Raw genomic sequence first — 16,431 nt, forward strand, 5'->3', positions numbered from 1 at the left:
ATCCCGCCGCTCACAGTCCCAGGCCGCCGCCGAGCGACTTGCCGCCATCGACCATCAGCACCTGGCCGTAGATGAAGTCCGTCCGCGGCGAGGCCAGGAACGCGACCGCATTGGCGATGTCGGCGGGAGCGGCGAGCTTTCCTGTGGGCTGCAGCGCCAAAAGCGCGGCGCGCGCCTCATCCGACTGCGTGGCAACCATCTCGGTCGCGACGGCGCCCGGTGCGACGGCATTGACCATGATGCCGCTGGGCAGGAGTTCCATCGCCATGGCCCGGGTTAATCCAACCACGGCTGCCTTTGAGGCGACGTAATGCGCGTGGTTGCGCGCACCCAGGAAGACGCGCGAGGCGATGTTGATGATGCGCCCACCCGGCCTCATCCGGCGCGCGACGGCTTGCGACAGCAGGAAGAGCGCCGTCACATTGATGTTCATCATCCGCGTGAAGTCGCCGCCTTCCAGCTCGAAGAACGGCTTGTTGTCGAAGACGCCGGCATTGTTGACGAGAACGGTCGGCGTCGGCAGCCTCGCGACGAGTTCGCGGATACCGTCATGGTCGGCAAGGTCGATCGGCTCGAAACGGGCGTTGTGACCCTGGTCGGAAAGTTCTCCGGCCAAGGCCGTGCCAGCCTCTTGCTCGCGGTCGAGGATGATGGTCGCGAAGCCATCCTCGCAGAGCCGCTCGACGATGGCCCGGCCGATGCCGCGGGCGCCGCCGGTGATCAGGGCGAGGGGTTGTTCCAGCGGCGCGCTCATGCCGGTTCCTTGCTGCATCTGCATTGTCGGGCGCGGCGGGGTCAGCCGCCGAGATAGGTGCGGCGCACGCTGTCGTCGCGACGCAGCGTCTCGGACGGGCCTTCCAGCGCCATCTCGCCGTTTTCGAGGATATAGGCGTAGCTCGATGAGCCGAGCGCGATGGCCGCGTTCTGCTCGACAAGCAGGATGGTCAGACCATCCTTGTTGAGGCGCTGGATGATCGCGAAGATCTGCTGCACCAGAACAGGCGACAGGCCGAGCGATGGTTCGTCCAGCAGCAGGAGCCGCGGTCCCGCCATCAAGGCCCGGCCGATCAGCAGCATCTGCTGTTCGCCGCCCGAAAGCGTTCCCGCCTTCTGACGCAGGCGTTCGCGCAGTTTGGGGAAGTAGTCGAAGACGCGTTCGAGGTCCCGCTTGATGCCGGCCGCATCGCTGCGGCGATAGGCACCCATGTCGAGGTTTTCGCGCACGCTCATCTCGCGGAAGACCTCGCGCCCCTCTGGTACCTGGAGGATGCCGCTCGAAACGACCTTGTGCGATGGCCAGGCCTGGATCGGCTCACCGGCGAAGCGGATCGAGCCCCGGGTGATCGGCACAAGGCGCGAGACCGTGTTCAGCGTCGTGCTCTTGCCGGCGCCATTGCTTCCGAGCAGAGCGACGATGGCGCCTTCGGGCACGCGCAGCGAGACCTCGGAGAGGGCCTGGATGCGGCCGTAGGAGGCGGAAATCCCTTCGATTTCAAGAAGATCATGCATGAGTGGTCTCGCGGCCGAGATAAGCTTCGATGACGGCGGGATGCGCGCGCACCTCGGCCGCCGTGCCTTCGGCGATCTTGGTGCCGAAGCTCAGCACGGTGATCCGGTCTGAGATCGACATGACGAGCTGCATGACATGCTCGACCAGAACGATGGTCAGGCCGTCGCGCTCGCGCAGTTCGCAGAGCAGGCGGTCGAGTGCGGCGATCTCGCGGTTGCGCAGACCCGCCGCAGGCTCATCCAGCAACAGAAGTTTCGGCCGCATGGCGAGGGCTCTGGCGATCTCGACCATCTTCTGATGGCCGAAATCGAGGTTGCGCGCCTTGGTCTGGGCGTAGTCGGCCAGGCCGGTGCGCTCCAGGAGATGCTCGACATGCTCGCCGATCTCGGCTGGGCGGGCGCTGATGGCGTCGCGCCAGGAACGCCCGGCATGAACATGGGCGCCGATCAGCACGTTCTCGAAGACGCTCAACTCGGAGAAGAGCTCGAGGTTCTGGAAGCTGCGGGCGACGCCGAGCCCGGCCATGGCCCGGGCGGGGAGGCGGGTGATGTCCTGGCCATCGAAGAGGATGCGGCCTTCGCTGGGCGTATAGAAGCGCGAGATGCAGTTGAAGGTCGTCGACTTGCCGGCGCCGTTAGGGCCGATCAGGGCATGGATGCTGCCCTTTGCGACCGCCATGTCGAAGCCGCCGACTGCGGTCAGGCCGCCGAAGCGGATTGTCAGACCCTGGACGTCCAGGAAGGGCTCACTGGCCACGGCGCACCTCCTTGATCCGGTCGCCGATGAAGGCGAAGAGGCCGCGCGGGGCATACATCATGAACAGGATCAGGATGCCGCCATAGATGATCTCCTGATATTGCGGCGCCTGGCGCAGGACCTCCGAGATGAGGCCGAAGACGATGGCCCCGCCGACAGCCCCGACGATCGAGCCGAGCCCGCCCACGACCACCATGGTCAGCACGAGGATCGTGGTCTGGAAACCGAGGCTGTCAGGGTGGATGAAGGTCTGGAACAGGCCGAACATGCCGCCGGCGAAGCCCGCAATCGCGGCCGACAGGCCAAAGGCGATCACCCGTGTGCGCCGGACATCGATGCCCATCGCCATGGCCGCGACTTCGGATTCGCGGACGGCGCGAAAGGCGCGGCCCAACCGGGACCGTGAGATCAGGATCGTCAGGCCGATCATCAGCACGCAGAAGAGCACCACGAAGGGATAGGCTTGCTTGTCGCTGAGGATCTCGAGCGATCCAAAGCGTGCCGGACTGATGCGCAGTCCGTTGGGCCCGTTCGTGACGCTGTCCCAGTTGGCGAAGACCCATTGCATCGCCTCGCCGAAGGCGAAGGTGGCGAGTGCGAGATAGATGTCGCGCATCCGCAGCGCCAGCGCGCCGATGAACAGACCCACGGCGCCGGCGACGAGCGCGCCAAACAGCATTGCGAAGGGGTAGGGCAGATCGACCGCACGGTTGGCGAGCGCGCTGGCATAGATGCCGATGCCGTAGAAGGCGGCATGGGCCATGGAGAACTGGCCTGTCTCACCGATCACGATGTGCAGGCCCAGGCACAGCACGACGAAGACGAGCAGGAGGTTCGCGATATAGATTACGTAGCCGGTGGTGAATGCGGGCAGGGCGATGGCGACGAGCGCGGCGATGACGAGGCCGGCGATCGCGGTCGCCGAGGCTGCGCGCCGCGGGGCCGGGCTGATTGTTGCGGGGGAGGTTGTCACGATCATACCTTCTTGATCGTCAGCTTGCCGCCGAACAGACCCTGTGGCCGGATCACCAGCACGATCAGGATGGCGAGGAACGGCGCGAGCACGATGGCGCGCGACGAGATGAACAGGCCGACCATGTTCTCGACGATGCCGATGATGAATCCACCGACGATGGCACCCGGCAGGCTGGAGAACCCGCCCACGATCGCAGCCGCAAAGGCCAGCATGACGATCGAGCCCATATCGGCCGTCATCAGGATCTTGGGAGCGATCAGCAAGGCGGCGATGGCGGAGATGACGCCAGACATGCCCCAGATCGTCATATGGCAGCGCTTGAGATCGACGCCGACCAGTTGGGCGGCCTTCGGGTTCATGCCGACGGCGCGCATGGCGCGGCCCATCTTGGTGTAGTTGAACATCCAGAAGAAGGCGGCCATCACGGCCAGCGCGGCGCCAAGGATGGTCAGGTCGAGGATCGTGACCGAGGCCTGGCCGATCATCACGGAATCGGTCGGAACCAGCGCCGGGAAGGACCGTGGGGTGTCACCGAAGCCCGTGCGTCGGACAAGTCCCTTGAGCACATAGGACAGGCCGAGCGTCGCGATGACGAGATAGACCAGATCCTTGGCCGATTTCGCGACCTGGTCCAGCACGATGCGCCGGAACAGCGCCATCGCCAGGAAGGCTGCCACGAGTGTTGCCGGCAGTACGATCCAGATCGGCAGCTTCTGGAATACGAAAAGGTACAGCGCGACATAGCCGGCTGCCATGAAGACCTCGCCCTGGGCGAAGTTCGGCACTTCCGATGTCTTGAAGATGATGACGATGGCAAGCGCCAGCAGGGCGTAGATGCTGCCCGAGACAAGCCCGGAGGCGATGCCCTGCTGCAGGAAGATCAAGGCGAGTTGCAGGTCCATGTTCGGCCCGGAAGATCGAGGAAGGCGGCGGCGTCAAGGCCGCCGCCTGTCGTTCGTAAAGCGATGAACGGAGCGGCCCTTTACTTGGCCTGGTAGGTCCACCGGCTGGTGAAGACGCCGGGCAGGGGCGCCATCGTCGTGCCGTCATATTTGATGAAGATCGTCGACTTGTTGGCCGCGCGCTCCTGGGGGCCGAACTTCATCCGCCCCGCCATGACGCCGGAGTCGAAATCCTGCGTCTTGAGCGCAACGAGGACTTTCTCGCGCGTCGGGTTCGGGCCGGCGTCCTGCAGCGCCTTCACCACCGACATCGCCGAGGGAATGCCGTAGGGCATGTAGGTCTGAGGATGGTCGGGCTTGGCAGCGAGATCCGGATAGGCCGCCTTGTACATGTCGTAGACCGACTTCAGCTTGGCGCCGCCGGGCGAGTCGATCATGACCTCCTGGATGTAGAAGTTCTTCAGCGCGTCCTTGCCGACATTCTCGACGAGCTGCGCGAGGCTGGCGGTGCCCGTCACGGACAGGATGATCGGCTTGTTGAACCCGAGTTCGGCTGCCTTCTTCACCAGCAGCGCAGCCGGGCGTGCGTAAGTGACCAACAGGATCGCGTCCGGGTTCGCGGCGCGCAGCTTCAGGAACGGCGCGGTGACATCGTTGATGGTCGGGCTAACGGATTCGACGGCAAGCTTGACGCCGTCGGCTTCCGCGTCAGCCTTCGAACCCTCCAGGTTCCAGGCGCCATAGGCGTCGTCATGGTTGATGTAGCCGATCGTCTTGGCGTTCAGGCTCTTGGCGGCGAAATCGACCATCGCGCCGCCGACGGCATATTGCGAGATCGAGAAGGCGCCGAAGATATAGTCGGTCGGCGGATAGAGCGCGCCGTCTCCCGACGCGTTCAGCATGATGTAGGGCACCTTGTTGCGAACGACATAGTCCTTGGCCGCGACGACGGCCGCCGAGCACGAGCCGCCATTGAGCAGGAAGACCTGCTCCTGTTCGACCAGCTTCTTGACGGCAGCGACGAGATCATTGGCGTTGCAGCGGTCGTCTTCGACGACATATTCGATCTTGCGGCCATGGATGCCGCCGTCCTTGTTGATCTTGTCGTAATACATCTTGGCGGCGTTCACGACGTCGAAGCCATAGGCCATGTTAGGGCCCGAGAGCGGCCCGAAGATGCCGACCTTGATCGTCTTGTCGGTGAGGCCCGGCTCCTGTGCCACCGCCGCCGCGCCCAGCAGCAGGCCTGCGATCAAGGACAGGCCGGCGCCCAATGAGTTGGCTTTCATCTGTTCTCTCCCTTTCCCGATTGGTTTTGTCCGCGCGGTCGAGCGCACGGACGGCGCTGTTGCTATCGAGCGGTGATGCGATCATAGCGCCGAAATCGCGGTGGCCTGTCACAGTGACTTGGGACATCAAAGTGCCCTGGGGCATCGAGCCGGCATGCCGCGCCGGGCATGCGAGCAAGCACGGCGCCCCTCAGTCGCGGACGGGGGCCGTATGCAGGGGGGCCAATGAAGCCGCTGCATGGGATGGGTAGGACAGCTTTTGGAAGATATGGAAGGTGCGCATGATGTGGTTGCGCATGGCGAGTTCAGCTGCATCGCTGTCTCGCGCCTGCAGTGCCTGGACGATCTGTTCGTGGTCGCGATTGCTCAAATGGAACTCCTCTTCCGAGGTCATCCGCGCCACCGAGCCGTTGAAGTAGAACCGACCGGAGCGCAGGATCGCATCGCGCAGCTTTTCGTTGCGGGCGGCGGCCACGATGATCCCATGCAGTTCGCGGTTCGTCTCGACGCGCGCCGTGTCGTTGGTCGGGTTGATCGTGAGACGGCGCCGATGTACCGCCACCGCCGCGGCGATTTCCTCGTCGCTGGCGCGCTCGACGGCGAGTCGTGCGGCGTAGCCCTCCAGAGCGGCACGGACCTCCGAATTCTCGCTGGCCTCGGCCGCCGTGATCTCGCGCACCGCCCAGCCACGCTTGCGGGCCACGATCAGCTGTTCCACCGCCAGTCTTTGTATCGCCTCGCGGATCGGAGTCCTGCTGACATTCAGCGCCGAAGCGAGGTCCGCCTCGATGAGCGGCTCGTTGGGCCTGATCTCGCCTGACAGAATGGCGTTGCGCAGGGTCTCATACACATCGCCGGAGCGCCTGCGCGCACCAACCCCTTTCGCTTCGCTGTCGAAGCGGGCAGGAGCGTGTTCAGCTGCCGCGGTGAGAAGACGCTTTTGCATGCGGATCCGCTGGCCGGAGTTTCGGTCGAGGCGACATCGCTTCCGAGAGCCGCCCGGGCAGGGGGGCGTCCCCGCTTTGGGCGAAGGCGATCTGCGCCAGCTCGCTCACGCGCGCGCCGGCAGGACGCGCCCGCGACATTCGCCGAAGCCGATCGTAGCATAGCCTTCCCGGCTGGCGCGCGCGCGCATGACGATGTCGTCGCCATCGACGAGATAGGTCCTGGTTTCGCCGCCCGGCAGGTCGAATGGCTGGCGACCACCCCGCGATATCTCCATCAGACTGCCGAAGCTGCCAGGATCTCGGCCCGAGATCGTGCCGGAGCCGAGCAGATCGCCCGGCTGGAGATTGCAGCCGTTCGAGCTGTGATGGGTGACCAGCTGCGCGACGGTCCAGTAAAGGTCGCGCGTGGAGCCGCTCGACACCCGGTGCGGCGCGATGCCCTGCCTGCGCATCGCTTCGCTTTGCAGGGAGACCTCGATGGTGATGTCGAAGGCGTCCTGCCGCCCGGTGGTGCGCGGCTGCAGGTAGGACAGTGGGGCTGGGTCGCCCTCGGGCCTGGCCATCTGCGTCCGCCGAAACGGCGCCAGCGCTTCGGCAGTGACGATCCATGGGGAGATTGTCGTCGCGAAATCCTTGGAGAGGAAGGGGCCAAGCGGCTGGTACTCCCAGGCCTGGATATCGCGAGCCGACCAGTCGTTGAGCAGGCAGAGGCCGGCGACATGGTCCTCGGCATTGTCTATGGCGATCGGTGTGCCAAGCGCGTTGCCCGGGCCGATCCAGGCGCCAATTTCCAGCTCGTAGTCGAGGTTGCGGCAGGGGCCGAAGCTCGGCGCCTCCTCCTCCGGCCGCTTGCGCTGGCCGTTGGGCCGCGTCACCGGCGCTCCTGACGGCAGAACCGAGGACGCCCGCCCGTGATAGCCGATCGGCACATATTTGTAGTTCGGCAGCAGCGGGTTGTCCGGTCTCAACAGCGAACCGATATTGATGGCATGCTGGATGCCGGCATAGAAATCCGTGTAGCCCCCGATCTGTGCCGGCAGGCTCATGCGGCAGTCGCTGGCACGATGCAGCATCGATGCGAGGGCGTCGCGGTGGGGTGAACCATCCCGCAGCAGCGCCGAGAGACGGGCCCGTAACCTCCGCCTCGGGACGGCGCCGAGCGCGAGAAGGTGGTTGAGGGAGGATTTGCTCGCCGCGTCTAGTACCTCAGCGAATTCTGGCCCGGCCAGGGCCGATTGCGCGAGCGCCGACAGGTCGAGGATCTCGTCGCCGATGGCAACGCCGCCACGGGGGCTGCCGTCGGCCGGTGAGAAGACACCGAAGGGCAGGTTCTGGATTGGAAATTCCGCATGGTCGCGCGCCGAGGCGACCCAGCTTTGCAGCTCGACGGCATGCGTGTCGTCGAGACCCGCGGCCCTTGCGTCTGAGGCTGCCGCCGTGCGCTTTTCGGGGACGATGCTGCTGGGCATTTCTCAATCGCTCTTTCTGCGCGCCGCTCACGGCGAGGCTCCGCTCTCGCCGTGAGCGGCGAACGGCTCGCGGCCAGTCGTTCACCAAATCCCCTGCCGCCAGGGCGACATGGATCGTGCATTCCTGCGCAAGATAGCTGCGGCCTTGTGGACGGGCTGTCCCCCGAACTTGGGACGCGGCAGGGGCTGCCGGGCGTGCCGGCGGTCAGGATCGGCCCGGCTCGAATGTTTCTTCCAGCCGGTCGAGCGCGCCCAGCAGGGCCTGCGCCTGCGGCCCGAGCGTGGCCAGTATCTGCGCTTCGAACGCAAGCGCGCGTGGGACGATGTCGGCATAGGCTTCCAGGCCCTGGGCCGTCAGGCTCAGAAATTCCTCGCGTCGATCGTCGACACTTTCGCGGCGCTTCAGCCAGCGGCGCTCTTCCAGCGCGCGGACCGCACGGCTCACCTTGGTCTTGTGCATCGCGGAGTGGGCGCCGATCGCCTTCGCACTCATCGTCTCGAACTGGCCAAGCGTCGCCAGCACCCGCCATTCGGGGATGGTGAGGTTGTGATGCGGGCCATAGACCCTCCGAAACCGCAGAGACACCGCCGTGCTCAAGCGGTTGAGCCGATAGGGCAGGAAGTGTTCGAGGGCGAGCTTGCTCATGCCTTGTTAGTTACAAAATGGACGGTTACGAAAGCAACCATCAAAAGTCGTGACGCGGCCTTGGCAGGGCTGTGGCGCTGTGTCCAGACCCTCGCTCCGGTCTCTGTCGGAGACGCAACGGCCAGTGAGCCTGTAGCCGGAACCGCCTTCTTGCCGCCGCCTCAAGGGAGGAACCGCCCGTGAACATCCAGAATCCACTTCCGGAGCCCCAAATCGGCAGGTCGATCGAAAGCGCCATCCAGCAGGGCTACATGTCCGGCTTCGGCAACGGTTTTGAGACCGAGGCGCTGCCTGGAGCCCTGCCGCTCGGTCGCAACTCGCCCCAGAAATGCGCGTATGGCCTGTATGCCGAGCAGCTCAGCGGCTCCCCCTTCACCGCGCCTCGCACCACGAATGAGCGGTCTTGGCTCTATCGCATCCGGCCGACCGTCAGCCATTGGGGGCAGTTCGCCAAGGTTGATGCCGGCTTGTGGCGGACGGCACCGGCGTCCGAGGTGGATTTGCCGATCGCGCCGATGCGCTGGAGTCCAATCCCGATCCCGTCAGGCCCGATGTCCTTCGTCGATGGCATCCACAGCATCACCACCGCCGGCGACGCCGGCACTCAGGCCGGCATGGGCGCCCATGTCTACCTCATCACCCGCTCGATGGTGGACGAATACTTCTACAACGCCGACGGCGAGATGCTGTTCGTGCCGCAGCAGGGGAGCTTACGGCTGTGGACCGAGTTCGGCATCATCGACATCGAGCCTGGCGAGATCGCGGTCATTCCGCGCGGCGTGAAAATCCGGGTCGAGCTGCGCGACGGACCGGCACGTGGCTATCTCTGCGAGAACTATGGCGGCGCCTTCACGCTGCCGGAGCGAGGGCCGATCGGTGCGAACTGCCTGGCCAATCCACGTGACTTCCTGACGCCCGTGGCGGCCTACGAGGACCGGGACGCGCCCTCCCGCATGTATGTGAAATGGGGCGGCAGCCTGTGGGCCGCCGACATCGCTCATTCGCCGCTGGATGTCGTGGCATGGCACGGCAACTACGCGCCCTACAAATATGATCTGCGCCGCTATTCGCCTGTCGGCCCGGTTCTGTACGACCATGCCGACCCGTCGATCTTCACGGTGCTGACCTCACCGTCGGAAACGCCCGGCACGGCCAATATCGACTTCGTCATCTTCTCGGATCGCTGGCTCGTCGCGGAGAATACATTCCGTCCGCCCTGGTACCACATGAACGTCATGAGCGAGTTCATGGGTCTGGTCTATGGCCAGTACGACGCCAAGACCGGAGGCGGCTTCGTGCCCGGCGGCATGTCCCTGCACAACACGATGCTGCCGCACGGGCCCGATGTCGACGCCTTCGAGCGGGCCAGCAATGTCGAGCTGAAGCCGCACAAGCTCGAAGGTACGATGGCCTTCATGTTCGAGACCCGATTCCCCCAGCGCGTGACGGCGTTCGCGGCTCAGACCGACGCACTGCAGAAGGACTATGGCTCCTACGGCCATAAAATGGTGAAGCACTTTGATCCGAGCAAACCTTGACGGTTCACCGCAACGTCTGAGGTGGTCGACAACGGACGTGCCGGCGGCTCCGTCGGGAACGTCTGGGCGCTTCGCGGGCATCGGGCAAGTCGGCTTTCAGGCAAATCCTGGCGCGAGCTGCAAATCATTACGCGTGCTCGCCGATGGGCGGGTAGGGCGCGGGGCGCAGGGTCATTGCGGCGGTGCGGCACACTCTCGGCGACTCCAGGGGGAGGGGCCGGCTACCGAGCCATCTCTGCCATCGAGATCATCTACGTCGCCATCCGCCCGCCGCAGGCGCCGCGCCTGCAGCTGGCCGACGAGATCATCGACAAGGCGAAAGCCTGGCTTGGGGCGAGGCTGTCGGGGGGCATCGTCAGGTTGACGCGTGGCGAGGACGACGACCCTTGCGACCAGGCTTCAGCCCGGATGGCGCGGGACGGCGGCCCCGGGGGGCGAGGCGAGGCAGGCGATGCGGGACAACTGGCGTGGGCTGAGATCAACAGCTTCTGATATCGCAGCTCCTGCCTGACAGTAAAAATCCGAATCTCCGCGTCCAGACGGTCATAGGATGTCTGCTTCTGTGAAGGGTTTCGGATGCCGGCCCGAGCGGGCGGGTTGGGACCGGGCTGAGAGCCGGCGTTCGAAAGCCTCCAGCGAACAGCGTTTTCGAGCAGGCTCGCGACAGTGCTATCTGCCTTCGCATGCATCGCTTCGGCGTGCTCTGTTCAAGCTTCGGACCTTGGTCGGGGCCCTCCCGAAAATGCTGTCGATGATGCCGAGCCGGCTCTGTCAAAAGAGCGATTGCGTAACGTAAGATTACGTGCGATTTCCGTGGCAATACCGGCTCACACGCTGGGACCTTTTTATGACGGTGTTTGACGTTCGATTTCTTTCTCAGTGACGTCGGTTCGTTGGACTCATTAGCGAATTTCTACATTGACGGCGTTGTGAATTGGATCTGCCTGATGAGCCTGGCCGACGAATCTCCGACAATTCCCGCAAGAAGAAGCGCGCAGGCCAAAGGCCGGTACCCAGCCCATTCTGGTCGAACGATTGTTCTCTGCGGAGGGCGGTCGATGGCAATGTTCGGTGCGGCGTCTATTTCGGCGGATCTCGGGTAAGTCGCTATGCTTCGAATTGCGAGACCAGGCCTGGGGATGGTCGTGCTGGCTCTGCTGCCCGCAGCGGCCTCCGCGCAGACGGCATCCCAAATCACGCCAAACAGTTTTCGCCCCGCTCTTGCCCACCAGGGTGGATTCGCGGTCTCCGGCGCTCCGGGATTGGAGACGCCCGGAGGAGCAGACAAACTGTTCGTCCGTTTGTCTGGGGTCAGCGTCAAGGGTGGTCTGCCGCAGCTTGCGGCAGCGACTGCCGAACTTGAGGCGAGGCTGACCGGGCGCAGGATTTCTGGCGCCGACCTGTTCGCCGCGGCACGCGATCTGGAGGCGGCCTATGCCAGGTTTGGATACGTGCTGGTGCGGATCGTTCTGCCGCCGCAGCGGCTTGTCGACGGCGCGCGATTGTCGCTGGTTGTCGTCGATGGCTTCATCGAACGGATCGAGACCAAAGGTGTGCCGGAGCGCGTGCGCCAGCGCATCGAGACGTTGCTTGGACCGCTGACGCAACAGCGCGGACTGACGTTGCAGGAGATCGAGCGCCGCGTGCTGCTGGCGGGCGATACTCCCGGCGTCATCCTGCGATCCACGCTGGCGCCGGGCAAGGCCACTGGCGCCACGGTGCTGGTGGTCGACGGCAAGTATCAGGCTGTGAGCGCAATATTCACCGCCGACAATACCTTGTCGCATGCGCTCGGGCGCACGAGTTCGGGTTTGGGGCTCGATTTCAATAGCATCGCCGGCTTCGGGGAGTTGGTCTACCTGCGCGCCGGCGGTTATCCGAACGGTGGCGACAACGGCTTTTTCGATCGCTACCCGCGCAATCGCGCGCTGGCGGGAGGGTTCGTGCTGCCGCTCTGGCTCGACGGCCTGAGCTTCAATGCCGAATACACGGATGCGCGGACCACGCCGCGGGCGGTCGCGGGTATACAGAGCACCGACACGTTCGAACGACTGTCCCTGCGCCTGCGCTATGCCTGGCTGCGCGGTCGGGCCGCCAATTTCAATAGCGAATTGTGGTTCGACGCACAAAACGAGAGGCAAAGCCTGTCGGTCGCCGCTGTTCGGGCGCCGCTATCCGAAGACCGGTTGCGGGTTCTGCGCTTCGTGAATGACGGCGACATGCTGACCCCGTGGGGCGCGACGATTTCCGGTCGCGCCACGGCCTCGTTCGGCATCGATGCGTTCGGAGCGCGCCGTGCGGCGGAGGCCTCGCCAATCCTGCCCCTGTCGCGACAGGGCGCCGACGCTACGTTCCAGAAGCTCGATATCACGCTGGGCTATATCCAGCCGCTGGCCGAGCATCTCGTGGCCAGCGTTTCAGCCCGGGCGCAGACTTCGTTTGGCGCGCCGCTGGCGCACAGCGAACAGATCGGCATCGCGAACACCACGGGGCTGTCCGCGCTCGACGCGGGATCGATCGCCGGAGATCAGGGTTACGTGGTGCGTGGCGAACTGTCCTCGCCGTGGAGCGTGCCGCTGCCGATATCCGCGATCGGCATGGTCGCTTCGCCCTATGTGTTCGCCGCCCATGGCAAGGTCATGCTGCAGGAGCCGACCGCGCTGGAGGCGAGCTCGATCCGCGCCACGTCCTACGGCGGGGGCTTGCGCCTTGGCGGCGCTGTGCCGGGCGCCTTGTCGAACGGATCCCTGACGCTGGAATACGGCCGCACTCACCGCAGCGACCATATCCCGACGAGCAATCGCTTCACGATCGTTTCGGCGCTCCGATTCTAGCGCGCGCAAGACCGATTCCAGTTTGGTGATCACATTGAGCGGTCTGTGGACCGATTTTCACAAAGGCCATTCGCGATGAACCGTATCGACGAACGCCCCTCGATGCAGGCCCGCAGGTCAGGCTTCCCCCGGTACCGCTATGGCGCCATGGCGGCGCTGCTGCTCGCGACCACCGCATTGACCTGCCCGGCTCTGATTGCGCCCGCATTCGCGCAAAGCCTGCCGACCGGAGGGGCCGTTGCAGCCGGCAGCGCGACGATCGCGCAGCCCTCCGCGACACAGCTCAGCATCACCCAATCCAGCCAGAGCGCCGTGGTCAACTGGCAGGGCTTTTCGATCGGCCAGGGCAGCACGGTCAATATCGTGCAGCCGAATGCGTCGTCGGCGATGCTCAATCGCGTCACCGGCAACACGCCCTCGGCGATCGCGGGCTCACTCACCGCCAACGGACAGGTCTATCTGGTCAATCCTAACGGCATCGCCATTACCAGAAGTGGCGTTGTCAGCGCCGCCGGCTTCGTTGCCTCCACGCTCGGTATTTCCGACAGCGACTTCATGAACGGCAAGCGCAGCTTCACCGGCAACGGCGCGTCGGCGGGGGTCAGCAACGCCGGAAGCATCGCGGTGGCCAAGGGCGGCTATGCGGCGCTGATCGGCGGCACGGTCTCGAATTCCGGGAGCATCAGCGTGCCGCTCGGAAAGGTCGGCCTCGGCTCCGGCGAGCAGGCGACGCTCGACTTCTCGGGTGATGGCTTCCTGCAGGTCGCGATGCCGACGAACGCGGGGACCAAAGGCGCGCTGATCAAGAACGCCGGCAGCATCATGGCCGACGGTGGCCGCGTCATCATCAGCGCCGCGACGGCGCGCGAGGCGGCCCGCAACGCGGTCAATATCTCCGGGCTGGTGCAGGCCCGCTCGATCGGTGGCCATAACGGATCGATCGTTATCGGCGGCGGCGACGGCGGCCGCGTCAAGATCTCCGGGCGCATCGATGCGAGCTCGCGTCGTCACGGCGGCGGCACGGTCACCGTGACCGGGCAACAGATCAAGCTGAAAGGAGCCACCGTCGACGCTTCCGGCAAGACGGGCGGCGGCACCGTCAAGATCGGCGGCGACGCGCAGGGCCGCGGCACGCTGCAGCAGGCCCGATCCCTCACGATGGATGCCGCGACCACGATCCACGCCGATGCGACCGGCGCTGGAAACGGCGGTGAGGTGGTGCTTTGGTCCACAGGAACGACGCGCGTTCGCGGCCTCATCACCGCCAGGGGTGGGCAGAGTGGTGGCGACGGTGGATTGGTCGAGACATCCGGCCATGTCCTGGATTTCACGGGGGTGAGCGTCAACGCGACGGCGCCGGCGGGCAAGACCGGATCATGGCTGCTTGACCCCATCGACCTCACCGTCGACGCCGCCGCCGCCGCGACGATCAACAGCAATCTGGCAACGGCTAACGTCACGTTGCAGACGACTGCGACCACGACGTCGGGACCTGGCACGACATCCGCCGGACTGGGCGATATCAACATCTACGCCGCGATCAGCTGGAGCACCGCCAATACCCTGACCCTGTCGGCCTACAACAGCATCAACATCGTTTCGTCGATTTCCGCGACAGGTAACGGCACGCTGGTTCTGACGGCCAATAACCAGCTTGGCGGCTCGAACAGCGCCGGCGCCGTGAATTTCCTCGGTGGCGGCTACGCCGAGCTGCTGGGCAGCTCTGCGGCGCTGACGATCAACGGCGCGGCCTATACGCTGATCCACTCGGTCACGGACCTCGTGAACGTCAACAATAACCTGTCGGGCCGATATGCTCTGGCCGGATCGCTCGACCTCGGCGGCCATACCTACACCGATGGCGTGGTCGCCCCCTCGACGGCTGCCAGCGGTTTTCTCGGCACCTTCAATGGCTTGGGCAACACGATCAGCAACCTGACGATCAATGCCCCAAGCTCGGGCGTTGTCGGCCTGTTCGGACAGATCGGTAATGGTTCCAACAATTCGGTCGGCACCGTCGAGAATTTGATTCTGAGCGGTGGCTCGGTGACGTCTAGTTCGCCCGGTACCAGCGTCGGCGCGTTGGCCGGAACGAACACGGGCACGGTCTTCAATGTTTCTGCATCGACGTCGGTCACGGGCACCGCCGGCGGCGCCATCGTGGGCGGTTTGGTCGGATATAATTGGGGAAAGATCTCCAATTCCCACGCCAGTGGAAACGTCACCGGCACGGTGACGGGCGCCTGGGTTGGCGGGCTGGTGGGCTACAATGATGGGTATAGCACCGGTGACGGCGTTGGTACGATTACCAACGCCTACGCCACAGGCACAGTCACCGGTGGCGGCGGTACTGGCGGCGCTGATACGGGAAGCGGCAGCGGAAGTTCCACCGGTGGCCTTATCGGGATCAATCTGGGCACGGTCATAAACACCTTTGCCGCGGGGGCGGTCCACGGCGGCGCCAGCAGTGATCTCGGCGGCTTGATCGGCCAGAACGACACCACGGACGGGCAGGTGACGGTCACCAACGGATATTGGGACATGACAACCTCCGGCATCAGCTCGGTGGGCGCCGGCGCCGGAACTGGTCTAACCACCTCGGTCCTGCAGAACGGCACGCTCCCAACCGGTTTCAGCAGTTCGATCTGGAGCGCGGTTTCCGGTTTCTATCCGTTCCTGGGGCCGAAGGTCCTCACCGTGAACCTGTCGTCGCAAACCGCGACCTACGGCACGGCCTCTTCGCTCAATCAGACATCGACGGCATATACCGAGACATTCGCGGGCACGACACTCACGGGAGGGAATGTCATTGCCCTGAGCGGCCTGTCGATAACGGTCACGGGCACCGGTAGTACGTCGGGTACGACGACAGCGACCAATGCCGGCAATTATCTGCTTTCGGCCAGCGGAGCGACCGCCTCCGGTTATATCATCAGCTACGGCAAGACTCCGGCTTATTTGACGGTCAACCCGCTGGCGGTGACGCTGACGGGGACGCAGATCTATAACGGCGGCACCAGTATCGCTGCGGGCGGCCTGACCCTCAGCAACGGCGTGGCTGGCGCAACGGCGGCCTCGATCGGGCTCGCCGGGGCGGGCTCGGTCGCCTCGGCGAATGTCAGCGCGGGCGCGCAGGCGCTGAACCTGGCGGGTCTGTCGGTCAGCGACAGCAACTACACCGTGACCGGCGGCAGCGGCACGGTGACGGTCACCCCGCTGGCGGTGACGCTGGCAGGGTCACAGACCTATAACGGCCTGACGACGATCACGGCGACGCTGACGGCGAGCAACAAGATCGGTGGCGACGTCGTGACGGTCAGCGGCACGCCGACCGGTACGCTGGCCTCGGCCAATGCCGGGCCGGAGGCGATGTCCTCGCTGGCGGGTCTGTCGCTGAGCAACAGCAACTACACGCTCACCGGCGGCAGCGGCACGGTGACGGTCACCCCGCTGGCGGTGACGCTGGCAGGGACGCAGATCTATAACGGCGGCACCAGCGTCGCGGCGGGCGGCCTGACCCTCAGCAACGGCGTGGCCGGCGCAACGGCGGCCTCGATCGGGCTC

12 protein-coding genes are annotated in these 16,431 nt (G+C 65.0%); 3 read left to right on the top strand and 9 right to left on the bottom strand.

What is annotated here, in order from left to right; genetic code table 11:
- Positions 1-10 precede the first annotated feature (10 nt).
- From BMZ97_RS30065 to BMZ97_RS30105, 9 genes are all read right to left on the bottom strand, one after another.
- Positions 11-754, bottom strand: a complete 744-nt coding sequence (locus tag BMZ97_RS30065) for an SDR family NAD(P)-dependent oxidoreductase (protein ID WP_092178436.1) — start codon at positions 752-754, stop codon at positions 11-13.
- 41 nt (positions 755-795) lie between these two features.
- Positions 796-1,509 (bottom strand): ABC transporter ATP-binding protein, encoded by a 714-nt coding sequence (locus BMZ97_RS30070; RefSeq protein ID WP_092178438.1) that lies wholly within the window; start codon positions 1,507-1,509, stop codon positions 796-798.
- Entirely contained in the window at positions 1,502-2,266 is a 765-nt protein-coding gene (locus BMZ97_RS30075; protein ID WP_092178440.1) for an ABC transporter ATP-binding protein, read from the bottom strand. Before BMZ97_RS30075 ends, BMZ97_RS30070 begins: the two co-directional genes overlap by 8 nt.
- Positions 2,256-3,239: a branched-chain amino acid ABC transporter permease gene (locus tag BMZ97_RS30080; RefSeq protein ID WP_210188366.1), complete on the bottom strand. Its 984-nt coding sequence runs from the start codon at positions 3,237-3,239 to the stop codon at positions 2,256-2,258. Before BMZ97_RS30080 ends, BMZ97_RS30075 begins: the two co-directional genes overlap by 11 nt.
- 2 nt (positions 3,240-3,241) lie before the next feature.
- Entirely contained in the window at positions 3,242-4,144 is a 903-nt protein-coding gene (locus BMZ97_RS30085) for a branched-chain amino acid ABC transporter permease (RefSeq protein ID WP_092178443.1), read from the bottom strand.
- Between the two features lie 80 nt (positions 4,145-4,224).
- Positions 4,225-5,433: an ABC transporter substrate-binding protein gene (locus tag BMZ97_RS30090; RefSeq protein WP_092178445.1), complete on the bottom strand. Its 1,209-nt coding sequence runs from the start codon at positions 5,431-5,433 to the stop codon at positions 4,225-4,227.
- A 190-nt stretch (positions 5,434-5,623) separates the two neighbouring features.
- A complete protein-coding gene (locus tag BMZ97_RS30095) occupies positions 5,624-6,379 on the bottom strand; it encodes a GntR family transcriptional regulator (RefSeq protein ID WP_092178447.1) in 756 nt (251 codons plus the stop codon).
- A gap of 105 nt (positions 6,380-6,484) precedes the next feature.
- Positions 6,485-7,849, bottom strand: coding sequence for a fumarylacetoacetase (gene fahA, locus BMZ97_RS30100; protein ID WP_092178449.1), 1,365 nt, complete (start codon positions 7,847-7,849; stop codon positions 6,485-6,487).
- Between the two features lie 205 nt (positions 7,850-8,054).
- Positions 8,055-8,495, bottom strand: coding sequence for a MarR family winged helix-turn-helix transcriptional regulator (locus BMZ97_RS30105; protein WP_092178450.1), 441 nt, complete (start codon positions 8,493-8,495; stop codon positions 8,055-8,057).
- A gap of 185 nt (positions 8,496-8,680) precedes the next feature.
- On the opposite strand from BMZ97_RS30105, the gene hmgA reads away from it, so the two are divergent.
- From hmgA to BMZ97_RS30125, 3 genes are all read left to right on the top strand, one after another.
- Positions 8,681-10,033: a homogentisate 1,2-dioxygenase gene (gene hmgA / locus BMZ97_RS30110; RefSeq protein WP_244546679.1), complete on the top strand. Its 1,353-nt coding sequence runs from the start codon at positions 8,681-8,683 to the stop codon at positions 10,031-10,033.
- Positions 10,034-11,172: 1,139 nt separating this feature from the next.
- A complete protein-coding gene (locus BMZ97_RS30120) occupies positions 11,173-12,867 on the top strand; it encodes a ShlB/FhaC/HecB family hemolysin secretion/activation protein (protein WP_092178456.1) in 1,695 nt (564 codons plus the stop codon).
- Between the two features lie 75 nt (positions 12,868-12,942).
- A partial coding sequence (locus BMZ97_RS30125; RefSeq protein ID WP_092178458.1) for a beta strand repeat-containing protein occupies positions 12,943-16,431 on the top strand: 3,489 nt, incomplete at its 3' end.

The organism is Allobosea sp. OK403, assembly GCF_900113835.1.
Classification (GTDB): domain Bacteria; phylum Pseudomonadota; class Alphaproteobacteria; order Rhizobiales; family Beijerinckiaceae; genus Allobosea.